The organism is Pseudochrobactrum algeriensis (genome assembly GCF_018436245.1).
In the GTDB taxonomy this organism is placed as follows: Bacteria; Pseudomonadota; Alphaproteobacteria; order Rhizobiales; family Rhizobiaceae; genus Pseudochrobactrum; species Pseudochrobactrum saccharolyticum.
In genome coordinates, this window is the sequence record NZ_CP075361.1 from 1,201,135 (window position 1) to 1,222,803 (window position 21,669).

Genomic DNA, 21,669 nt, shown 5'->3' on the forward strand with positions numbered 1-21,669 from the left:
TGTCTGTGCAGCTTGCCGGACATAGCTGATGACAAAGCAGCCTATCTGCTTTAGATAATTTCAATCTGAGTGAATTATAGTCGTTTACAACCTGTCAGGCTGGAATGGCTGCCGTGCTGCAAGGTGCGGTAACAAGTTGAGAGTTGAGCCATGCGCTGTCCGTTTTGTCAGTCTGAAGATACGCAGGTCAAAGATTCCCGTCCGGCGGAAGACGGTTCGGTCATCCGCAGACGTCGCGTCTGTTCTGTATGTGGCGGCAGGTTCACAACATTTGAGCGCGTACAATTGCGCGAACTGATGGTGGTCAAGAAAAGCGGCCGCCGTGTGCCGTTCGACCGCGATAAGCTGATGCACTCAGTGCAGGTTGCGCTGCGCAAGCGCGAGGTGGACAGTGACCGCGTGGAACGCGCTGTTTCGGGCATTGTGCGCCAGCTGGAAAGTTCCGGCGAGGTTGAAATTCCGTCGGAAGAGATCGGTCGTCTGGCGATGGAAGCACTGAAGGGCGTGGACGACATTGCCTATATCCGTTTCGCTTCTGTTTATCGCAATTTCAGTGTTGCCAAAGACTTCCACAATGTCATTGATGAGCTTGGCCATCCGGAAAATGCTGCATCGGCAGATAATGAAGAGTAAGGTCAGAGTGCGTAATACACTCTGTCTGTTGGCAGATTTCTGCTTTTGAATAAGAATTTGAGGCATGGATGTTCGTTGAACCTGATGCCTCTTGTGAACTGAATGCATATTGGCAACTGAAAATTGTTTCGGGTCAGATGCGTGTTAAAGTAAATAGGTTTTGAATCTGTTTGGCTTACAGGCAGGCGGTACAAAACACTCCGTACTGGAATTTGGCATATGAATGAACCTCAGAACGCGACAGCCCGTCAGACCCATTCTGGCGAGGGAAGTGCATCGGAGCTTGATAAGCGCTTTATGGCGGCTGCAATCCGCTATTCACGCCGCCATCTTGGTATTACGGGAACCAATCCTTCTGTGGCGACGCTGATTGTAGCGGATAACGGCCACGGGCCGGTGATTGTTGGTCGCGGTGTGACGGCTGAAGGCGGCCGTCCGCATGCCGAAACACAGGCACTGGCTGAGGCCGGAGAACTGGCAAAGGGCGCAACCGCCTATGTCACGCTGGAGCCTTGCGCTCATCACGGCCATACACCGCCTTGCGCTTCTGCACTGGTCACTGCAGGCATCAAGCGTGTGGTTGCTTCGAGCAGCGATCCTGATCCGCGTGTTGCAGGTCGTGGATACCAGATTTTGCGCGATGCAGGGCTGGAAGTTGTCACCGATGTCTGCCGTGAGCAGGGCGATGATGAGCTCGCAGGCTATCTGTCACGCTCTTTCCGCAAGCGTCCGGAAGTGATGCTGAAGCTGGCACTGTCGGTTGACGGCTATGTCGGTTGCGTCGGACGTGGGCAGATTGCCATTACCGGCGCGGTCAGTATTGCGCAGGTGCATATGCGCCGCGCCCAGACCGATGCGATTATGATCGGTGTCGGAACGGTTATTGCGGATGATCCGGTGTTGAATACCCGTTTGCCGGGTCTGCAGGATCGTTCGCCGATCCGCGTTATTCTCGACAGCGAGTTGCGTATTCCGCTCACATCCAAACTGGTGCGTTCCGCGCGTCAGGTGCCTTTGTGGATTGCTGCCAGCAATAATGCTGATCCGGCAAAACGCCAGCAGCTGATTGAAGCCGGCTGCCGTATTCTGGCAACGGAATGCGAGGATGAAAAAATCGCTCTGCCGGAACTGCTGGATGATCTTGCAGCGCAGGGCATTGCTACAGTCATGGTTGAAGGCGGTGCAGTTGTTGCGCAGGCTTTTCTGGCACAGGGACTGGTTGATAAGCTGATGATTTTTGACGGCCCGAACCCGATCCTTTCCAACGGAGATGGTCAGGCGCTGGCGGTTGAGGGTTTGCAGGCTTTCATTGATGCGGATTTTGTCAAAACCGGCGAAAGCCATTTTGCGTCAGATGTTTTGAGTGAATACAAGCGCAAAGCAGGTTTTTGATAAGCAGGGAATGAGAAGGATTTCTTATGTTTACAGGCATTGTTACAGATATCGGTGAAGTTGCTGAAATCAGCCCGATGGATGAAGGTGTAAGACTGCGTATTGATACGCATTATGACCCGAAAACCATTGAGATCGGTGCATCTATTGCCTGTTCGGGTGTGTGTCTGACTGTTACCCGCCTGCCGGATATTGAAAGCAATGCCTGCTGGTTTGAAGTGGAAGCATGGGAAGAAGCCCTGCGTCTGACCACGATCAGCGAATGGAAAGCCGGACGCAAAATCAATCTGGAGCGTTCGCTGAAGCTTGGCGATGAAATGGGCGGTCATCTTGTATCCGGCCATGTCGATGCTATGGCGGAAATTATCAATATTCAGCAGGAAGGTGAGGCAGTGCGCTTTACCATCCGTGCGCCGGAAAATCTGGCGCCTTTCATTGCGCAGAAGGGCTCCGTGGCACTGGACGGCACATCGCTGACAGTCAATGGCGTCAACGGCAATGAATTTGATGTGCTGCTGATCCGTCATTCGCTGGAAGTAACCACATGGGGCACACGTCAGGTCGGCGACAAGATCAATATCGAGATCGACCAGCTGGCGCGTTATGCAGCCCGCCTTGCGCAGTTTAAGGCATAAACTCCTTTTTTATGACAACCGGACGGGATGCCGCTTATGCAGATAAGCGGCATCTTTGTTTTATGCGTGCGACAAAATCACTGAAAAGCTGCAAACAGGGATTACTTTTCAGCCGCAATGCTGTAGAGCAGCAATCATTACCGTTCAGGCGTTGCTTTAACTCAGTTGTGCAGATTGATCTGTCGCAGCAGGGTCTCGCTGTTGTTGCGGGCAAAAAGCATATTGAAAAATGTATGGCTGCTTACATTGTAAGTGCCGCAGGTTTCTATAGAATATGATTTATATACGTTCCCGTAAGCAGCCTGTGCCTGCGGGAGAGGATACAGTGTTCTTGACCTGTGGCAGTTTCAGATAAACCGCTCTGGTAGTCGTGGATTCAATTGCTTTAAAGGCAGCTGATTATGGAGAATGAGATGACCGGAAATCTGGCCTATCCGCCGCATATTCTGATTGTTGAAGCCCGTTTTTACGATGCGCTTTCTGACGCGCTTCTGGATGGTGCCAAAGCGGCGCTGGATGAAGCCGGTGCGACTTATGATATTGTGACGGTCATGGGCGCTCTTGAAGTTCCTGCGGCTATCTCTTTCGCTCTTGATGCTGAGGCCGGAGGCGGTACAGAATATGATGGTTATGTTGCGCTTGGCACCGTCATTCGCGGCGAGACCTATCATTTTGAAATCGTTGCCAATGAATCCTCCCGCGCATTGACAGACCTGTCTGTGGCGGAAAGCATTGCGATCGGTAATGGCATTCTCACTGTTGAAAATGAAGAGCAGGCCTGGGCCCGCGCCAAACGCAGTGAAAAAGATAAGGGCGGTTTTGCAGCGCGCGCTGCCCTGACGATGATTGATTTACAGAAAAAATTTGGAGTCTGATATGACCGCCCCTCATGCGACGCCGCAGAATGCGCCGCGCACCGCCAATAAGCGAGGCGTTGCACGCCTTGCTGCCGTTCAGGCACTGTATCAGATGGAAGTCACCGGCACCGGCGTGCTGGACATTGCTGCTGAATATGAAAATTTCCGCCTCGGCAAAGATATTGACGGCGATCAGTATCTGGAAGCTGACCCGCAATGGTTCCGCGCCATTATTGCCGGTGTGGTTGCTGACCAGCGCGTGCTGGATCCGATGATCCGTCAGTCGTTGACCGAAGATTGGCCGCTGTCGCGCCTTGATTCGACCCTGCGTGCGATTTTGCGTGCGGGTATCTGGGAATTGCGCACTAAAAAAGAAGTGCCGACAGCCGTTATCGTCTCGGAATATGTAGATATTGCCAAGGCTTTTTACGAAGAAGACGAGCCGAAACTCGTCAATGCTGTGCTGGATCGTCTGGCATTCGAAATTCGTGGCGAGAGCCGCGGAACCAGAAAAACGCCGCGCTGACGGTGTTTGGCAGAGGTGATTGCCTTTGCGATGCATTTTAAAGCCATCAGAGCCGGTACAATATTGTGCCGGCTTTTTTATATTGCCGGTACCTGCGCTGTTACCGTTTTTAAAACAGGCACTTGACCTTTGTTACAGCCTTTCGCATCCTGCGCACAGAATACCGGAAGACAAGCCTGAAGCATGCTGATCAGACAGATGCTGAACGAAACATAATCCTGAAGACTGAGAGATTTCAGGGCAGGATTATGGGGTAAATCAAAATGCCGGACTCTGAACTGAAATAACTGCCCTCTGTTTCTGTCTGAACAGACTGTGAGCATTTTCAGAAGCGCACTTCGCGCTTTAAATGACTGCTGTACCTTGCTCCATGCCGTCCTCCGTTATCGGGAGATAATCCGGTTCTCATGCCGGAATTATAAAGGCCGAAGAATAAGGGGAATACGCATGGCAGTTCTCATACTCATTCTTATTTGTGGCATTCTCGCACTGGTCTATGCAGGCTGGGCAATCCGCTCGGTGCTGGCATCGGATGCGGGTAATGCGCGGATGCAGGAAATTGCAGGAGCAGTCCGCGAGGGTGCACAAGCCTATCTTGCACGCCAATATATGACGATCTTTTTCGTTGGTGCGGTGGTCTTTCTCATTACATGGTGGTTGCTGGGCGCCTATGCAGCTTTCGGCTTTCTGATCGGGGCGGTTTTGTCCGGCGTGGCCGGTTTTATCGGTATGCATGTCTCCGTGCGCGCCAATGTGCGCACAGCGCAGGCGGCTTCGATGAGTCTGGCAGGCGGACTGGAGATTGCCTTCCGTGCCGGTGCAGTCACAGGCATGCTGGTGGCAGGTTTGGCGCTGCTTGGCGTTGCCGGTTATTACACATGGCTCACGGCGATGATGGGCTATGCTTCCGGTGACCGTGTGGTGATTGATGCACTGGTGGCGCTTGGCTTCGGTGCTTCGCTGATTTCCATCTTTGCCCGTCTCGGTGGCGGTATTTTCACCAAAGGTGCCGATGTCGGTGGCGATCTGGTCGGCAAGGTTGAAGCCGGTATTCCTGAAGATGATCCGCGCAATCCGGCAACCATTGCCGATAATGTCGGCGATAATGTCGGCGACTGCGCCGGTATGGCTGCGGATTTGTTTGAGACCTATGCGGTAACCGTGGTGGCAACCATGGTGCTGGCGGCAATCTTCTTTGCCGGTACGCCATTGCTGCCAGTAATCATTCTCTATCCGCTGGCTATTTGCGGGCTTTGCATTCTCACATCCGTTGCCGGTACATTCTTTGTGCGGCTCGGCACAGATAACTCCATTATGGGGGCTTTGTATAAGGGGCTGATTGCAACCGGTCTGCTGTCTGTGGTGGGGCTTGCAGTAGCAACCACGCTGACTATCGGCTGGGGAGAGGTCGGTACTGTTGCCGGTATTTCCATCACCGGTACAAACCTGTTCATTTGCGGGCTGATTGGTCTGATTGTCACCGGTCTGATCGTGGTGATTACGGAGTATTATACCGGCACAAATAAGCGTCCGGTTAATTCGATTGCGCAGGCCTCTGTCAGCGGACATGGCACCAATGTCATTCAGGGGCTGGCTGTATCGCTGGAATCAACGGCACTGCCTGCGATTGTTATCGTATTCGGTATCATTACCACCTATCAGCTGGCCGGATTGTTCGGCACAGCGATTGCAGTGACAGCGATGCTCGGCATTGCCGGTATGATTGTAGCGCTTGATGCCTTTGGCCCTGTCACTGACAATGCCGGTGGTATTGCGGAAATGGCGGGGCTTGATCCGGAAGTGCGCAAGGCAACAGATGCGCTGGATGCGGTAGGCAATACGACCAAGGCGGTAACCAAAGGCTATGCGATTGGCTCAGCCGGTCTTGGTGCCTTGGTGTTGTTTGCAGCTTATTCCAATGATTTGGCATTCTTTGCAGCAAACAGTCAGAACTATCCGTATTTCAGTGATATGGGGCCAGTCTCTTTTGATCTCTCCAACCCTTATGTGGTTGCAGGACTGATCTTCGGCGGTCTGATTCCCTATCTGTTTGGCGGTATCGCTATGACGGCAGTCGGTCGTGCAGCGGGATCGGTGGTGCAGGAAGTGCGCCGTCAGTTCCGGGAAAAGCCGGGAATCATGAGCGGTACGGAACGGCCGGATTATGCCCGTGCGGTGGATATTCTCACCAAAGCTGCGATCCGCGAGATGATTATCCCGTCATTGCTGCCGGTACTGGCGCCATTGGTGGTTTATTTCGGCGTGTTGCTGATTTCCGGCTCCAAGGCTTCTGCTTTTGCGGCGCTCGGTGCTTCTCTGCTCGGCGTGATCGTCAACGGATTGTTCGTGGCAATTTCCATGACTTCCGGCGGCGGCGCATGGGATAATGCCAAGAAGAGCTTTGAAGATGGCTTCACTGATGCCGATGGTGTGAAGCATATGAAGGGCTCGGAAGCGCATAAGGCTTCGGTTACCGGTGACACTGTCGGCGATCCTTATAAGGATACGGCAGGGCCGGCGGTCAATCCGGCAATCAAGATCACCAATATTGTGGCATTGCTGCTGCTTGCAGTACTGGCGCATCAGTAAAGCGTGCAGGTAAAGAAAAACGCCGGTGAGAATATCTCACCGGCGTTTTTGTGCTCATCACTGCAATCATGCAGAAATAGTTTAGATCGTACCCGGCAGGGAGGTCGGCATTTTGCCAACGCCCTGAATAAGCTGACCGATAAAGCTCTGATCTTTACCGCCGGTTGGTGTTGTGCGGGAGATGAAGTCGAAGACTTTACCATCCTGCAGACCATAATGGGCGATCTGAGAGACTTTACCATCCTTGTTGAAGTAAACAGCAAGAATGCGGCGGTCGATGATTTTAGGCGCCATGAACTGCGCAACACGATAACGCTTCTGCGAAATATAGTAGAAGACTTCATTATCAAATGTAGCAGTTGTTGACGGGGTGCCGAGCGTCAGCAGAACCTGCTCACGGCTGGAACCGACAGGAACAGAATCAAGTGCCTGTTCATCAAGGACGTAACCTTCAGTCAAAGTTTCTGAAGGATTGAGCGTGCTTGCGGTATTGCAACCGGCAAGCCCGAGCGAAAAAAGCACGGCTGCGCCTGTAATGAGCAAGCTTCTGCTGCGGTTTTGTGCGAAAATACGCTGCAACGACGACATCTCCATAACCATTATCCCAACGGTACTTCCGTATCCAGATGAACTTGGGTAAACCACCTTGCATCCGGATGCAACAAAAGCATGGGCGTTAAATGATGATTCTTAATTTATTAAGACGCAAATCCCGAGTAAATGAAGCAATTACACTGTCTGCTTATGAGAAAATCGTGGCGGCAGCACGACAAAAACGCTTTTACGCGGAGTTTCTTGTGCCCGATACGCCGATCGGCCGCTATGAAATGCTGTCTTTACATGTGTTTTTGCTGATGCACCGGCTGAAATCTGAAAATTCCGCGCTGAAAGAACTGACGCAAGACATTGCCGAAGAGTTCTTCAAAGATGTCGACCATTCCCTGCGCGAACTTGGTATCGGCGATCAGGGCGTGCCGAAGCGCATGAAAAAACTGGCGCGCATGTATTATGGCCGTGTACTGAGCTATGCTGAGGCAATCGACAAGAATGACAGCGCGGCATTGGCCGTCGCTCTCGGCCGTAATGTGCGTCCTGATCTGACCGAGGCCGGTAAAGAATGGGAGCATAGTGAGGCAATGGCCGCTTATGTGATGCAGGTTTATGCGCATTTACGTGAGCAGCCGGACAGCAGCTTCCTTGAAGCAAGCTTCAGCTTTGCATAAATAATACAAATACAAATGCCGGTATTGCACCGGTGTTGAAACGAAATGGACTTATCATGACTAAACATAACGGGTCGGGCAATGCGGGCTTAAGCCATCCGGTGCCGGTGGCGCATGTGCCGCCTAAGGGCATGACCGTTAAGATCGAAGCCAATGAGAAAGAGCGTGCTCTTCTGGCTGCCAATCATGAATTGCTGTCGGTTGATTCATTCACGGCAGATTTTCTGATCACGCGATGGAAAAAAGACGGCATTAAACTGCGCGGTCATATTGAAGCGCAGATCGTGCAGGCTTGCGTTGCGACGCTCGAGCCGATCAATGCGACGATCAGTGAAGAAGTGGATACGGTTTTCGTGCCGGAAAACTCCCGCCTTGCACGCATCCGTCTGGATGAAAGCGGTGAAATGCTGATTGATGCCGAAGGGCCGGATATGCCGGAAACCTTTGAAGGTGACCGCATTGATATCGGCGCGGTGGCTGAGGAATTCTTTGAACTGGCGCTTGATCCTTATCCGCGTAAAGCCGAGGCGGATTATGTCGAAATCATCGAAGATGACGAAGATGAAGACACAAGTGACATCAAGCCGGATTCGCCTTTTGCCGGTCTGGCCAAGCTGCGTGACAAAAACTGAGATTCTGTTTTCAAACGGCGGATGCCCCGCGTGATTTGAATAGTCAAAGCCTGTAAAGTGCTTTATATTCAAAAACATGCTGTGGGAGCTGCCGTTTCGCGGAATGTTGTCTGCGTGCCAAAATTAAAAATAAGTTGTGCGCGCAGGCAAAAAAGTTATTTTGCAAAATTCAGGGCGGGTTGCAGTGCTGTATAGGGCTGCAATTTCGCAGATGAAGAAGACGAAGATATTCTCGTTTGCTTTGCGGACGCGGAATATACATTTAAATCATGCCGGACAGGCAGCCTTTATGGCAAACCCGTGTGGTTTTGTGAGGACCGGTATAGGACGATCAAGTGGTCACAATTTCTATTGACGCTATGGGGGGCGATTTTGGCCCTGAAGTGGTTATCCCCGCTGCGGCGAATGCACTGGAGCGTCATCCCGACATCCGGTTTGTTTTTTATGGCTTAGCAGGCCAGGTCGAACCTTTTCTGGATAAATTTCCTAAACTGAAAGCTGTATCGGTGCTGCATATCAGCGAAACCGCGGTGCAGATGGACGATAAGCCTAGTCAGGCTTTACGCAATGGCCGCGGCAAATCCACGATGTGGCAGGCGATTGAAGCAGTGAAAAACGGCGAAGCCGATGTTTGCGTATCTGCAGGCAATACAGGTGCGCTGATGGCAATGGCAAAATTCTGCCTGCGTATGATGGCCAATATTGAACGTCCGGCGATTGCGGCGATCTGGCCGACCACGCGCGGTGAAAGCATTGTGCTGGATGTAGGCGCGAGTATTGGTGCGGATGCCCGTCAGCTGATTGATTATTCGGTGATGGGTGCCGGTATGGCACGTGCGCTGTTTGAAATTAAGCGTCCGACTGTCGGCCTGCTCAATGTTGGTGTTGAGGAAGTCAAAGGTCTGGATGCAATCAAGGAAGCGGGCGCTGCTTTGAAGGCAACACCGCTGCCGGGTTTTGAATATAACGGTTTTGTCGAGGGCGATGATATCGGCAAAGGCACCGTGGATGTTGTTGTGACGGAAGGTTTCTCCGGCAATATCGCGCTGAAAACCGCCGAAGGCACAGCCAAGCAGATTTCTGCTTATTTGCGCGGTGCGATGAGCCGCACATGGATGGCGAAGATCGGTTATATTTTTGCCAAAGGCGCGTTTAACCGCCTGAAAGAAAAGATGGATCCGAACAAGGTCAATGGCGGGGTGTTTCTTGGTCTCAATGGCGTAGTCATTAAAAGTCATGGCGGTGCCAATGTTGACGGCTTCTGCTCGGCGATTGAAGTCGGCTATGACATGGTACGCAACGGTCTTATGCAAAAGATCGAAGCGGATCTGACCACATTCTACAGCCATTACAAAGCTGATGATGCTGAAGCGGCTGGTGATCCAGCAGACGCAACTGCAAAACCGGCCTGATCCTTTATATTCAAGCATGTCGCGGAAAGGCGGGTGCCGGTTTTCCGATAGTGACATGCGCAAAAACAAGGAGATAGAGCGAGTACTGTGATGTAATCTGCAGGTAAGTCGCTCTATCGTAAATTCGCCTTATATGATTTCCATATAAGCTTTATTCTGTCAGTCATTGCTTTCCGTTCAGGCATTTGTAATGACTGACACTATATTGCAATTATCCGGCGATAAATTCACACATGTGTCTCGCCGGACGAGCACGCACAATATCAATATATGTATCCGGTGTCGTCGGATGGCTTGCTTTGCGCCAGATCCCCGACAAGATGCCCGATATGTCAGACAGGAAAATTACTGATGATCAGATCCGTCGTTAAAGGCATTGGTGCAGCCACACCGGAACGCGTTGTAAAAAACGCCGAGCTGGAAGGGGTTGTCGAAACATCTGACGAATGGATCGTTCAGCGTACAGGTATCCGTCAGCGTTATATTGCTGCGGAGAATGAAACGACTGTATCTCTCGGCACCAAAGCCGCACAGGCTGCTCTGGAAAATGCCGGCCTGACTGCGGATGATATTGATCTCATCATTCTGGCGACCTCCACACCAAATCATACATTTCCGGCCAGTGCTGTCGAAATTCAGAATGCGCTGGGCATGAAGCACGGCTTTGCCTTCGATATGCAGGCTGTGTGCAGCGGTTTCGTCTATGCGGTGACAACGGCTGATATGTATATCAAGAGCGGCATGGCCAAGCGCGTGCTGGTGATCGGTGCTGAAACTTTCTCGCGTCTTCTCGACTGGAAAGACCGTACTACCTGCGTATTATTTGGTGACGGAGCGGGTGCGCTGGTTCTCGAAGCCGGTGAGGGCAATGGTCTGACTTCTGATCGCGGTGTGCTGACAGCCAACCTGCGCTCTGATGGTTCCCATAAAGAAAAACTCTATGTTGATGGCGGCCCTTCAACAACCCAGACAGTCGGTCATCTGCGTATGGAAGGCCGTGAAGTTTTCAAACATGCGGTGGGCATGATTACTGATGTGATCGAAGCCTCATTTGCAACCACCGGCCTGAGCGCTGAGGATATTGACTGGTTCGTTCCGCATCAGGCCAATAAGCGCATTATTGATGCCTCGGCCAAGAAGCTGAACATTGCAGAGCATAAGGTTGTGATCACCGTCGATCAGCACGGCAACACATCAGCAGCTTCCGTGCCGCTGGCTCTGGCGACCGCAGTAAAAGACGGCCGCATCAAAAAAGGCGACCTTATTTTGCTCGAAGCAATGGGTGGCGGCTTTACCTGGGGTGCGGTTTTGCTGCGCTGGTAGGGCACTCAAACAGCATTTCAATGGCTTATTGACTGAAAAGAAGTTTCATACGGTACAAAAGTCTGCTTGACCATCGGCGTTGCATCTGTGTAACCTGTTGCACATACAAGATATTATCACCTTTAACGCTAGCCGAGTAGGTTCATCATGGGGGGTAAGACTGTCACGCGTGCCGATCTGGCTGAAGCTGTCTATCGCAAGGTAGGGCTTTCACGTACGGAATCTGCGTCGCTTGTTGAAATGATTCTTGACGAAGTCTGTGATGCCATTGTGAATGGTGAAACTGTTAAGCTTTCATCTTTTGCAACATTTCAGGTCCGCGACAAGAATGAGCGCATTGGCCGTAATCCGAAAACCGGTGAGGAAGTTCCAATTCTGCCGCGTCGGGTTATGACCTTCAAAGCATCAAATGTGCTGAAACAGCGTATTCTGGATCAGCATCTTGCCCGTCAGGGTAATAAGGCCAAGGCCTGATTATCTGCCTTGTTTAAAGGCTTCCGATTTTGAAGCACCGGCTGCATATGTGGCCGGTGTTTTACTTTCTGCGCATGGGGGGCGGATCAGGACCTGTCTCAGTGCCGTGAGTGATACGGATTTTTAACCTTGATAGGTTTTCCGCTTAAGGCATTATGCAGCCTGCGATTTTTGCATTATGGTAAGTGATAATAAGAATCATTATAAATGCCGAACAAAGTGCCGCGGTCAGAACCGGACTCTCGACTTTTTTGTCAGGGATAGGCCTGTTTTTTATAAGTTTATATGCGGAATGCCTTGTTTTTGCAGGAAATGTGATTCATTCAAGTTGTGTATCGTTTGAGTGATACTCCTTTACGACCGGAAAGGGGCAGTACATGAATAAAAGTCCTGATGCGTTTAAGACGATCAGTGAGGTGGCGGAAGATCTGGATTTGCCGCAACATGTGCTGCGTTTCTGGGAGACGCGCTTTACCCAGATCAAGCCAATGAAACGCGGCGGCGGACGCCGTTATTACCGTCCGCTGGATGTGGAATTGCTCAAGGGCATCCGTCATCTGCTCTATGATCAGGGCTACACAATCAAAGGTGTGCAGCGTTTGCTGCGTGAAAATAATGCACAATTCATCATTGCGCTCGGCAATGGTGATGTTGCTGCTGTTGAGGCGATAACGCGTCAGAAGCAGGCAACAGCCGCGCAGGATGCGGCGATTGATGATTATGATCCGGAAGAACAGCGCCAGTCTTCAGGCGGCCGTAAATTATTCGGCCTGCTGCGCGGTGATGAAGAGGGGCCGATGGGCGCTGATTCCAAGCGTCTGAATAAAGACAACCGCACTTTGTTGCAGGAAGCGCTTTTCGATTTGCTGGAATGCAAACGCCTGCTCGATCAGGTGCGCTAAAGATAGTTTCTGACTTTAGGAAAACGGGGTGGTGTAAACCGCCCCGTTTTTGTTTTTAGGGGCTCAGGCACGCTTCAGACGAAGCACTTCACGATTTTTTGAATCAATCAGGATCAGTTTGTTTTTGCTGAGTTTCCAGCTTGTGACCAGATTGAGTGCAGCGTGAAATTTGGAATCCTGCTGCATCATCGGCGGCGGGCAGGCCATCAGTGTTGCGCCAACCGGCTGCACTTTTACTTTATCACCTTTAATTTCCATGCCGCCCATATAGCGATTGCAGCCGCCACTGCCGGAAATCTTGCCATCCTGCGCAATATCAAGGGTGGACTGCACTTTTGCATGCACTTTATGCCCCTGAATGCGCTCTGTAATCCAGTTACCGTAAATTCCTGTTTCCGCAGCATGAGAAGTGCTGAATCCTGCGAACATTAATCCTGCAGAAATCACGGCGGATTGAATGAGTTTGGTGGAGCTGAGCGCCATATTTGTCCTCGTTATGAAATGATTTGCTTGCGGATAAGGGCATGTGAACCCGACTGTCTGATGTTTGTCCACCTTAAATACAGTGATGAGTAAACGCTTATCGCGCATATCGGGTTGCAAAATGATGTAAATAAAATTATATAGCATAATAATTGTTAGCTTCCTATTTATGTGTATGCTCATGAAACCTGCAATCATTCAGAAACGTGCTGATTTGCTTACGGATATGTCCGTGGCAGGTCGCAAACTGCGCACTTTATTTGATGCATTCGCCAAAGAGCACGACATGACATTGTCCCGTGCCCGCACGTTGTTTTTGCTTTCAACCCATAAATGCATGACGCAGACAGAACTGGCTGCGGCATTGGAAATTGAGACGCCGACACTGGTGCGCCTCATTGACGGACTGGAAAAGCAGGGACTGGTCACACGGCGTGCCGTGGAGGGCGACAGACGCGCCAAGCACATCATTCTGACCGAAGCGGCACATGATCAGGTGGAAGAGCTGCACGTTGTCGCTGAGCAATTGCGCATCCGCATTCTTCAGGATTTGAGCGAGGCCGATCTGGATGAGGGCTTACGCATTATGCGGGTGATTTTGAAGAATATGGAAGCAATCAGCTGATTTTATCATGGCAGATATAAGAATGACCGGAAAGGATGAGCCGAAAGAGGCCGGAGATGATGCTGATGCAGTGCTGCATCCGGCAAAAGCCGGTGTGCAGGAATTTGAAAAGCCATCAGCTGAAGCTGTGCCTTCCGCCTCACAACAGTCGGTGAAACCGGCACTTGTTGAGGAAGCGGTGGAAGCTCCTGCATCTGATGCCCCGCAGGCTCCTGCGGCTCCGCCTGTACCACCGGCAAAACCGTTTCTGCTTTCTGCTGCTTTTGTGTGTGCATCTCTGCTGATGTGGATCACTCAGGGCATTGGTCTGAATATGGTTGCAGTCAATATTCCGCAAATACAGGGCGGACTTGGCGCTACGACTGAGGAAACAACATGGCTGCTTGCTGCCTATATGGCGCCGAATGTCAGCCTGACATTGTTCCTGATGAAAATCCGCACGCAATACGGCTTGCGCCGTTTCACAGAACTGGGGCTGCTGACATTTGTGGTGGTTACATCACTGCACTGGTTTATCCATGACCTGAACTCGGCATTGATTGTGCGGTTCTTTTCCGGGGCTGCAGCATCGCCGATGTCGACGCTCGGCTTTTTCTATATGCTTGAAGCATTTCCCCCGAGCAAGAAAATGAGCTGGGGGCTGTGTCTTGCTTTGACCTGCACGACACTTGGTGCACCGCTGTCGCGCATTATTTCTCCTATATTGCTGGATGCCGGTCTGTGGCAGCAGCTTTATATGCTGGAAATCGGTCTGGCGATGCTGTGTTTTGCGACGGTCTATACACTCAAGCTGACACCGATCCCGCATCAGAAAGTGCTCGAAAAGCTGGATTTCATCAGCTATCCGCTGATTGCAACCGGTTTCGGACTTTTGGCGATGATGCTGGTTGTCGGTCGTTTATATTGGTGGCTTGAGGCGCCGTGGATCGGCATCTGCCTTGCTGTTGCTTTTGCTGCTCTGGCATTGGCCGCAGCGATTGAATTTAACCGTGAAAATCCGCTGATTAATATCCGCTGGCTGACCAGCAGGCAGACGCTGACTTTTACCGGCATGTTGCTGGTGTTTCGTCTGGTGCTATCGGAGCAGACAGCGGGTGCCACGGGTATGTTTCAGGCGCTCGGCATTTATAATGAGCAAAGCACCGGCCTTTACTGGGTTCTGATTATCAGCTCGTTTATGGGCGGTATCAGTTGCGCGATGGTTATCCGTCCGGGGCGTGAAGCCTATATTTATGCAGTTGCGCTGATATTGATTATGACTGGTGCCTTCATGGATGGTCATGCCAATAATCTGACCCGTCCTGAAATGATGTATCTCAGTCAGGCGATGATTTCATTCGGTGGCGCACTGTTTTTGCCTCCTGCCATGGCAGCGGGTTTGATGAGCGCGCTGAAAAACGGACCGGCTTATATTACCAGCTTTATTGTGATTTTCATTTTCACGCAGAGTGTCGGTGGGCTGTTTGGCTCCGCAGTCTTCGGCAGCTTTGTAACATGGCGGCAGCAGCATCATATGCGTGCGCTTTATGACCAGATCGTGCTGACTGATCCTCTGGTGACTTTGCGCATCTCGCAGCTATCAGCAGCCATATCGAAGGTTATCACTGATCCTGCCTATATTCAGGCTGAAGGTGCGATGCTGCTTGGCCAGCAGATCGCGAAGGAAGCAACTGTGCTCTCCTATAATGATCTGTTTCTGCTTGTTTCCGCTATCGCCGCACTGACTTTGGCCATTCTGATTATCCGTCGCGCTGTTTTCCCCGTAATCGGGAAACTTTGGCGCTTGATTCACGGGCGCGCAATTGCGCAGCCCGCATAAGTTGATTTTGATTTGTGAGTATCTGAAATGCAGAAGATTTTTCGTAATTCGGCAACATTGTTTATTCTGGCTATTGGTCTCTGCGGCGTATTGTTCATCCTTTATGCCTGGCAGCTGCCGCCATTTCGCTCCTCCGTACAGATGACAGAAAACGCCTATGTTCGCGGGCAGGTCACAATTATCAGCCCGCAGCTGGCAGGTTATATCAAGCAGGTGCCGGAGCGCGATTATCTGCGTGTGAAAAAAGGTGATGTGTTATTTGCGCTGGATGACCGCATCTATGTGCAGAAGCTGAAACAGGCTGAGGCCATGCTGGAAACGCAAAAAGCATCTTTGGCAAATTCTGAGCAGGATCGTCTTGCCGCAGAGGCACGGACACGCTCCGGCGAAGCGGTACTTAACACTGCGAAAGTGGCGTTGAATGTGGCCGAGGCGAATTATAACCGCGTGACACCTTTGCGTAAAAGCGGGGTGATGACCCAGAGCAATGAAGACCAGTCCTTATCCGCTTTGGAACAGGCGCGCGGTGCTGTCAGTCAGGCTGAGGCTGCGCTGGAAGTCAATAAACAGGATGTACAATCCATCATTGTTCGCAGGCATTCTCTCGAAGCGGCTGTGACAAATGCAGAAGCTGCAGTTGATCTGGCCAGAATTGATTTGAGCAATACAAAAATTATTGCGCCTCAGGATGGTGTACTTGGGGAAATCGGAGCGAAGCCGGGGCAATATGTCAATATTGGTGCACAGCTGACTAATCTGGTGCCTGATAAAAAGTGGATCATTGCCAATTTTAAAGAGACGCAGTTTTACGGCATGAAAGCCGGACTGCCGGTGACATTCACCGTGGATGCATTAAACCATGAGAAAATGACCGGTCATATCGAAGCTTTTTCTCCGGCAACAGGCTCGGAATTCAGTGTTTTGAAGGCGGATAATGCGACAGGGAATTTCATCAAGGTAACGCAGCGGCTGCCGGTTCGCATTGCTATTGATGGCGGGCAGGAGCAGGCCGAACGTCTGATGCCAGGTATGTCGGTTATCGTAAAGGTTGATACCAGAGTTGCAGCGGAATAATGCTCGCAGGACAACAGAGGTTTGTATGCAAACTATAGAGATACGTCCGCTTACACGCGATGAGGTGGTATCAGTCTGGCAGATTGAGCGGCGCGAGATTGTTCAGGAAGTCTATCGTTTCGCTGACGGCCGCTTGCAGTTACATTCAGAGTTCTATGATACGCATGACTGGCCGGACGGGGAGCCTGAACTGTATACTCCGATCTTGCTGGAGTGTTACGATCATGGCGGCACATTTACCGGTGCTTTTGCGGGAGGAAAACTGGTTGCAGCCGCTGTTGTTGATGCGCGGCCGGTTACGGATTATCCGCAATATCGGCAGTTGTCATTTCTGCATGTCAGTCACGATTGGCGTGGACATGGATTAGCCTCGCGCCTCTACCGGAAATCTATGCAAATTGTCAAAGAGCAGGGTGCGGTAGGGTTCTATATTTCTTCAACCTCAACGCGGCATACAGTCGAGTTTTATCTGCATCAGGGCAGCCATCCGATAGGACAGCCGGATCAGAAACTATATGCTCTGGAGCCGGATGATATTCATCTGATCCATCAGTTCTGATCTTCGATGCACGGCCTTATTTTTTGCAGCGCTGTTTTCCAAGCTGAACTTTAAATTGTCTTGGCCCTACCAGTCCGGCATTTGCCGGAAGCGTGATAAGAGTTGCTTTGATTGAGCAATTGCCTGCGACCACCAAATACTGGTCTTCACTCTGATAAACGACTTTGGTGACAGCTTGTTGCGGAGACAGTGTTTCAGTAACCGCAGAGATGACAGCATTCATTTCATTTGCGCGTTGATACTGCGGTGCAAGAGCAGCCAATGATGCTGAATTCAGCCCCATCATCAAAAGTGCTGTTGCAATCAATTTGAGAAATAGAATGCGCATACTGAATCCTTTGCCGGTTATATTGCTGAAAGAGCTTGCATAGAGGGCGAATGTGCGGTGGGTAATAAACAGGAAATCAGGCTTTAATCATCACTGAAATCAGGCACTTCGCCAAAGCTTGCTAACAGGCGCGGCGCGTTCATATCGCCGCTTTCCTCATCAACCAGCACAGCATAGGCCGCAACACCAATAAAACGGCCGGACATAGACGTGGCAATCTTAATGGCACCTGCCTCACTGGAAGCAGGTCGCATTTCTGCCGCAACCAGTTTTTGGTTGTTCTTGCGGAACGGCATAATGATATATTTTTCAGGGTTTTGTACGGCGAGAGACATTATAGAATCCTCTATTTGTTCTTATAATGTTCTTATTTCTGATTGCGGTCAAGCGCGATTATTGAGGTCTGAATTCAGGAAAGAGATGGTAGTCGAAAGTGGAATGGTTTCATTGTCTTGCCCCCGCTGAGAATAAAATTTAGAAGGAGCAGAATTGTAACGTGAGCCATTCTATGAAAAATCTTGTCATTAATCTGGATAGATCTCCCGACAGGCTGAAACATTGTCATGAGCAATTTGGGCGCTTGAATCTTGATTTTGAACGTGTGGCTGCCATTGATGCGCGTGGTTTGTCTCAGAGTGAACTCGACAATATCACTTTGCATAAAGATTGGCCAAAGCCGACAAATTCTGAATTTGCATGCTTTATGAGCCATCGGAAATGCTGGGAAATTCTAGTTGCCGGTACGGATGAATATGCCGCAATTTTCGAAGATGATATTATCCTCAGTGATAGTGCATCCGAATTTCTCAAAAACTCTGACTGGGTTCCGGCTGACATAAATTTACTGCGTTTTGAAACCTTTAAAATGAAGGTCTATTTTAAACGATGGGGAAATGTATCAGTCAAGAATTGGCAGCTGCTGGGAATGCTGAGCTTTCATGCTGGAACGGGTGGTTATTTAATATCCCGTAAGCTGGCAGCCGAGCTCTTAAAACTATCAAGTAATTATATGCCGGTCCCGATAGATCATTTTTTGTTTGATCCGTTGTGCGATGGATTTTCCCGCACGAATATATATCAAATGTCTCCTGCGATTTGTGTGCAGGAGCAGGTTTTGCAACCTGAGGCTTTGACATTAGGACAGAATATTGAGGGACGTTCTGTCGTGGATATGATTGAAACCCGTCGCAGCACTTTGTCAAAAACGCATAAAATTATGCGTGAACTTAAAAAAGGCGCGACAAAAATTAAAAACTTTGTTTGGCAAAAAAGAATGATCGTTGATTATCTTTAGATCAATGAAGAAGAGTCTGCCTGTGTGCGTCAGGCAGACCATATAAAGCGATTAGCTGTTATAACGATCAGGGAATTCTTCTTTGAGTATATTCTGCATCGTGGTTTGAAATGCAGAAACATTATGGACTGAACGGATATAGGATATAGCTTCATTGGCGATTGCATCATAATGAACGGGATTATCCAGAACCTTATGAATAGCATCAACAAACAGATCTACTTTATCGAAACCGTCCCCTAATACATCTCCGACATGAATGCCGAATTTCGACGTCAGATCCTCCGGGTTTCGGTTGCTGACGAGCAATGTGCCAAAGGACAGCGCTTCCAGAAATGAAATCGGCAATGCTTCATGTATTGAAGTGTTTACAAGAATTTTTGCGCGTTTCAGATATTCATTTTTCACATCGCCATCTACATGACCTGCAAAATGCAGATTAGGTATGTCGTAATAGGACTGCATAATATCTGTGTTTTTGTGCTTCTCGCGAAAAGTCTGCCCGAGAACGCAGAATTGATAATCAGGCATTCTTTTGGCTATTTCACAAAATAACCAGCCGCGCTTTACAGATTCCAGCCGCCCTAAAAAGATAATTAAATTCTCTTTAGGACTGTCAGAGAGTTTAAAACTTTCATCATATTCGATCGGATTTGGTACATAGTCGATTGAGACATTGTCATTTAAAGCGTACAGATCTTTTGCTTTTTGATTTAAAAAATGCCCCTGAGAAATAAATTTCACTCTGTCCTGTCTGTATAATTTATGAACCGTGTCATAAATATTTTGGTCATAGTAATTGGTTTCCGGAAATAATTTTACTGTATTGATCTCGTCCCACTCATACATAGGTCTTGGATCTTGTATCCATAAAATCAATTTTTTATTCGTATCGGGTTCGCATTCCAGAACATAATTGTAAGTCAGCTCAATGCTGAGATAAGCATCATAATCCTGCTTTTTTAACCATCTTTTGGCCGCCCATTTGCGTTTAGGTAAGCGGTATAAATTGATAGTCTTGTCATCTTGGACGATGAATTCTTCGGCACTATACCGTTTTCGTCCTCTGCCAAGCAGAACATCTATTTGAAGATTTGTGTCGGGAAGATATTTGGCAATTAATCTTCGCGCCAAAAAACCGTAACCACCAAAGGCTGTATCAGCTGCACCGAAATATTCATCAATAATCAGACCGATTTTGAGAGGACGGTTTGTGCTGCTTGCTTTTTTAAAGAAAAACATTTCTATCCTGATGGTTTACTCATGCCGGTATAAGACGCATATCCTTTAGCTGTTATTATTTGACAAAATCAAGCTTGCAAAGCTATGCAGCGGTGGTGGTAAATCCCGCATTTTGAGGAAGATATGTCGCTCATCGTAAATAGTTTGTGGATCGGTAAGCGGCTTGGTGAAGTGCATGCTGCATGTCTTAAATCATTTGTAGATAAAGGCTGTAAGATCGTCTTGCACGCCTATGGCAAGCCCGAGGACACCCCGAAAGGGGTTGAAATTTTCGACGCAAACAAACTGATGAAAGAGAGCGAGATTGTTCGGACTTCATCGGGCAATCTTGCACTTGCCTCGGATATTTATCGCTACCGAATTTTGCGGGAAGGATTGGGGCTTTATGTCGACTGTGATGTTTATTGTATAAAGCCGGTTGAAGATAATGACTATATAATGGGCTGGGAAACGCAAAGTACAATTAATGGTGCGATCCTGAAAGTGCCCCATGATAGTGCGATGCTGAAGCAATTATTATCTGCGGCTGAAGATCCTTATTTTATTCCGCCATGGTTTAAAGCCAATAAAATCAAAAGATATAGGCTGAGAAAATCTCTTGGTTTTCCAAAACCTGTTTCAAAACATCCATGGGGGGCTATTGGTCCCAACCTGATAACGCATATTGTTAAAGAGCTGGATCTTAAGAACAAGGTCAGCCCGATCGATATTTATTATCCTATGCACTATACTTGTACGACACTTCTTCATGAAAGAGGTCTGCGCGTTCAAGATCTGATTACTCCAAGGACAACGGCTTTCCATCTTTATAATACGGCGAATAATAATAAGCAGATTCTGCCGGATACACCGCTTTATGAGATCATAAATTCATAGTTGAGGTGGATAATAAAGACGGTGAAGCTTTTGCATTTTTCGTGTCAGTTTAAAGGGCTTGCCAAAAAAGCCTTTCTATTCTAGGGCTTTTAGGTGTTCGGAGCGTAGCGCAGCCAGGTAGCGCACTTGACTGGGGGTCAAGGGGTCGTGGGTTCGAATCCCGCCGCTCCGACCATGTTTTAAGCCATTAAACAGCTGTAAAACGGCTCACCCGCTTTAAAAAGGATGAGCCGTGCAGATATTATTGCCTCGCCATCAAACCTTCCAGTTTATCGCCTGATTGGCATAGTTTGCTTCACCGCTATTCCTGAAAACAGCAGTAAAATCAGAACATGGGAAAGAGCAGCTGCCGGCGGAGATCACTTTTTCGCTGCGGCGACAAATGTGTCCGTGTAGACTGTTATTTTGTCAGGTGCCGTAACCAGTTTCGCTTTATCTGTCCTGATTTCTGTGGCTCCCATTTTAATAACCACATTGCCACTGAACTGGGAAACAGTTTTTGATGACTGTTTTATCTGATCTGCAGTAATTGTATAAGCAGGTTGTTTCGCAGTTGTTGAGGCAGCCTCTGCATTGGCGATCATGGCGAAAGCGGATAATGCCGTTATGCAAATAAGTGAAGTAGAACGCATTATGAATTCCTTCATTTGAAAAGAAGGAAATGAAAACATAGTTCCTCACTGGTGAAAATCACAACTTAGTGGGAGGAGAAAGCCGGATAGGGCAGCAGGCAGATATTTGCGACCGGTTCAACGAATATTATATTGCCGC

General features: G+C 49.4%; 25 protein-coding genes and 1 tRNA gene. 20 read left to right on the forward strand and 6 right to left on the reverse strand.

The window, feature by feature from the left end; translation table 11 throughout:
* Nucleotides 1-150 precede the first annotated feature (150 nt).
* The 7 genes from nrdR to KHQ09_RS07645 all read left to right on the forward strand — a co-directional run bounded on the left by nrdR (nt 151) and on the right by KHQ09_RS07645 (nt 6,632).
* Nucleotides 151-633, forward strand: a complete 483-nt coding sequence (gene nrdR, locus KHQ09_RS07615) for a transcriptional regulator NrdR (RefSeq protein ID WP_116088172.1) — start codon at nt 151-153, stop codon at nt 631-633.
* Between the two features lie 297 nt (nt 634-930).
* Nucleotides 931-2,025 carry a bifunctional diaminohydroxyphosphoribosylaminopyrimidine deaminase/5-amino-6-(5-phosphoribosylamino)uracil reductase RibD gene (gene ribD, locus KHQ09_RS07620; RefSeq protein WP_033315962.1) on the forward strand — a complete coding sequence of 365 codons (1,095 nt, stop codon included), beginning with the start codon at nt 931-933 and terminating at the stop codon, nt 2,023-2,025.
* Between the two features lie 26 nt (nt 2,026-2,051).
* Nucleotides 2,052-2,660 (forward strand): riboflavin synthase, encoded by a 609-nt coding sequence (locus tag KHQ09_RS07625; RefSeq protein ID WP_075655652.1) that lies wholly within the window; start codon nt 2,052-2,054, stop codon nt 2,658-2,660.
* 62 nt (nt 2,661-2,722) lie between these two features.
* Nucleotides 2,723-2,938, forward strand: a complete 216-nt coding sequence (locus KHQ09_RS07630) for a hypothetical protein (protein WP_139316379.1) — start codon at nt 2,723-2,725, stop codon at nt 2,936-2,938.
* 135 nt (nt 2,939-3,073) lie between these two features.
* Nucleotides 3,074-3,535: a 6,7-dimethyl-8-ribityllumazine synthase gene (locus KHQ09_RS07635; RefSeq protein WP_028233523.1), complete on the forward strand. Its 462-nt coding sequence runs from the start codon at nt 3,074-3,076 to the stop codon at nt 3,533-3,535.
* Nucleotide 3,536: 1 nt separating this feature from the next.
* Nucleotides 3,537-4,043 (forward strand): transcription antitermination factor NusB, encoded by a 507-nt coding sequence (nusB, locus tag KHQ09_RS07640; RefSeq protein ID WP_075655648.1) that lies wholly within the window; start codon nt 3,537-3,539, stop codon nt 4,041-4,043.
* 447 nt (nt 4,044-4,490) lie between these two features.
* Nucleotides 4,491-6,632 carry a sodium-translocating pyrophosphatase gene (locus KHQ09_RS07645; RefSeq protein ID WP_213597458.1) on the forward strand — a complete coding sequence of 714 codons (2,142 nt, stop codon included), beginning with the start codon at nt 4,491-4,493 and terminating at the stop codon, nt 6,630-6,632.
* Between the two features lie 81 nt (nt 6,633-6,713).
* Here the strand turns inward: KHQ09_RS07645 and KHQ09_RS07650 are convergent, their stop codons facing one another.
* Complete coding sequence (locus KHQ09_RS07650; RefSeq protein WP_075655863.1) at nt 6,714-7,226, reverse strand: outer membrane protein assembly factor BamE; 513 nt, start codon at nt 7,224-7,226, stop codon at nt 6,714-6,716.
* A gap of 89 nt (nt 7,227-7,315) precedes the next feature.
* Here KHQ09_RS07650 and KHQ09_RS07655 point away from each other — a divergent pair, with 89 nt between their 5' ends.
* From KHQ09_RS07655 to KHQ09_RS07680, 6 genes are all read left to right on the forward strand, one after another.
* Entirely contained in the window at nt 7,316-7,855 is a 540-nt protein-coding gene (locus tag KHQ09_RS07655; protein ID WP_213599871.1) for a ubiquinol-cytochrome C chaperone family protein, read from the forward strand.
* 56 nt (nt 7,856-7,911) lie between these two features.
* Nucleotides 7,912-8,487 (forward strand): YceD family protein, encoded by a 576-nt coding sequence (locus tag KHQ09_RS07660; RefSeq protein WP_022710770.1) that lies wholly within the window; start codon nt 7,912-7,914, stop codon nt 8,485-8,487.
* 335 nt (nt 8,488-8,822) lie between these two features.
* A complete protein-coding gene (gene plsX / locus KHQ09_RS07665) occupies nt 8,823-9,899 on the forward strand; it encodes a phosphate acyltransferase PlsX (protein ID WP_213597460.1) in 1,077 nt (358 codons plus the stop codon).
* Between the two features lie 351 nt (nt 9,900-10,250).
* Nucleotides 10,251-11,222 (forward strand): beta-ketoacyl-ACP synthase III, encoded by a 972-nt coding sequence (locus KHQ09_RS07670; protein WP_213597462.1) that lies wholly within the window; start codon nt 10,251-10,253, stop codon nt 11,220-11,222.
* 147 nt (nt 11,223-11,369) lie between these two features.
* Nucleotides 11,370-11,696: an integration host factor subunit alpha gene (locus tag KHQ09_RS07675; RefSeq protein WP_022710773.1), complete on the forward strand. Its 327-nt coding sequence runs from the start codon at nt 11,370-11,372 to the stop codon at nt 11,694-11,696.
* Between the two features lie 377 nt (nt 11,697-12,073).
* Entirely contained in the window at nt 12,074-12,598 is a 525-nt protein-coding gene (locus KHQ09_RS07680; protein WP_022710774.1) for a MerR family transcriptional regulator, read from the forward strand.
* 63 nt (nt 12,599-12,661) lie between these two features.
* Here KHQ09_RS07680 and KHQ09_RS07685 read toward each other — a convergent pair whose 3' ends face one another.
* Nucleotides 12,662-13,279, reverse strand: coding sequence for an META domain-containing protein (locus tag KHQ09_RS07685; RefSeq protein WP_213597464.1), 618 nt, complete (start codon nt 13,277-13,279; stop codon nt 12,662-12,664).
* A 34-nt stretch (nt 13,280-13,313) separates the two neighbouring features.
* Here KHQ09_RS07685 and KHQ09_RS07690 point away from each other — a divergent pair, with 34 nt between their 5' ends.
* The 4 genes from KHQ09_RS07690 (at nt 13,314) to KHQ09_RS07705 (ending at nt 17,158) form a co-directional block, all read left to right on the forward strand.
* Nucleotides 13,314-13,706 (forward strand): MarR family winged helix-turn-helix transcriptional regulator, encoded by a 393-nt coding sequence (locus tag KHQ09_RS07690; protein WP_238481587.1) that lies wholly within the window; start codon nt 13,314-13,316, stop codon nt 13,704-13,706.
* Between the two features lie 283 nt (nt 13,707-13,989).
* Nucleotides 13,990-15,525, forward strand: coding sequence for an MFS transporter (locus tag KHQ09_RS07695; RefSeq protein WP_213599873.1), 1,536 nt, complete (start codon nt 13,990-13,992; stop codon nt 15,523-15,525).
* A gap of 27 nt (nt 15,526-15,552) precedes the next feature.
* Nucleotides 15,553-16,599 carry an HlyD family secretion protein gene (locus KHQ09_RS07700; RefSeq protein WP_213597466.1) on the forward strand — a complete coding sequence of 349 codons (1,047 nt, stop codon included), beginning with the start codon at nt 15,553-15,555 and terminating at the stop codon, nt 16,597-16,599.
* A gap of 25 nt (nt 16,600-16,624) precedes the next feature.
* Entirely contained in the window at nt 16,625-17,158 is a 534-nt protein-coding gene (locus KHQ09_RS07705) for a GNAT family N-acetyltransferase (protein ID WP_213597467.1), read from the forward strand.
* A 16-nt stretch (nt 17,159-17,174) separates the two neighbouring features.
* Here the strand turns inward: KHQ09_RS07705 and KHQ09_RS07710 are convergent, their stop codons facing one another.
* Together KHQ09_RS07710 and KHQ09_RS07715 are read right to left on the reverse strand one after the other, a co-directional pair.
* The gene (locus KHQ09_RS07710; protein ID WP_238481794.1) at nt 17,175-17,486 is read right to left on the reverse strand and encodes a hypothetical protein; all 312 of its coding nucleotides are present in this window, start codon (nt 17,484-17,486) and stop codon (nt 17,175-17,177) included.
* An 83-nt stretch (nt 17,487-17,569) separates the two neighbouring features.
* Nucleotides 17,570-17,821 (reverse strand): hypothetical protein, encoded by a 252-nt coding sequence (locus tag KHQ09_RS07715; RefSeq protein WP_213597471.1) that lies wholly within the window; start codon nt 17,819-17,821, stop codon nt 17,570-17,572.
* A gap of 173 nt (nt 17,822-17,994) precedes the next feature.
* On the opposite strand from KHQ09_RS07715, the gene KHQ09_RS07720 reads away from it, so the two are divergent.
* On the forward strand, nt 17,995-18,780 hold the full coding sequence (locus KHQ09_RS07720; protein WP_213597473.1) for a glycosyltransferase family 25 protein: 786 nt from the start codon (nt 17,995-17,997) through the stop codon (nt 18,778-18,780).
* Between the two features lie 51 nt (nt 18,781-18,831).
* On the opposite strand, the gene KHQ09_RS07725 is transcribed toward KHQ09_RS07720, so the two are convergent.
* The gene (locus KHQ09_RS07725) at nt 18,832-20,022 is read right to left on the reverse strand and encodes a glycosyltransferase family 4 protein (RefSeq protein WP_213597475.1); all 1,191 of its coding nucleotides are present in this window, start codon (nt 20,020-20,022) and stop codon (nt 18,832-18,834) included.
* Nucleotides 20,023-20,145: 123 nt separating this feature from the next.
* On the opposite strand from KHQ09_RS07725, the gene KHQ09_RS07730 reads away from it, so the two are divergent.
* Together KHQ09_RS07730 and KHQ09_RS07735 are read left to right on the forward strand one after the other, a co-directional pair.
* Nucleotides 20,146-20,898, forward strand: a complete 753-nt coding sequence (locus tag KHQ09_RS07730; RefSeq protein ID WP_213597477.1) for a glycosyltransferase family 32 protein — start codon at nt 20,146-20,148, stop codon at nt 20,896-20,898.
* Between the two features lie 98 nt (nt 20,899-20,996).
* Nucleotides 20,997-21,073: transfer RNA gene (locus tag KHQ09_RS07735), tRNA-Pro, on the forward strand.
* A gap of 184 nt (nt 21,074-21,257) precedes the next feature.
* Here the strand turns inward: KHQ09_RS07735 and KHQ09_RS07740 are convergent.
* Entirely contained in the window at nt 21,258-21,530 is a 273-nt protein-coding gene (locus tag KHQ09_RS07740) for an LptA/OstA family protein (protein ID WP_213597479.1), read from the reverse strand.
* Nucleotides 21,531-21,669: the final 139 nt, after the last annotated feature.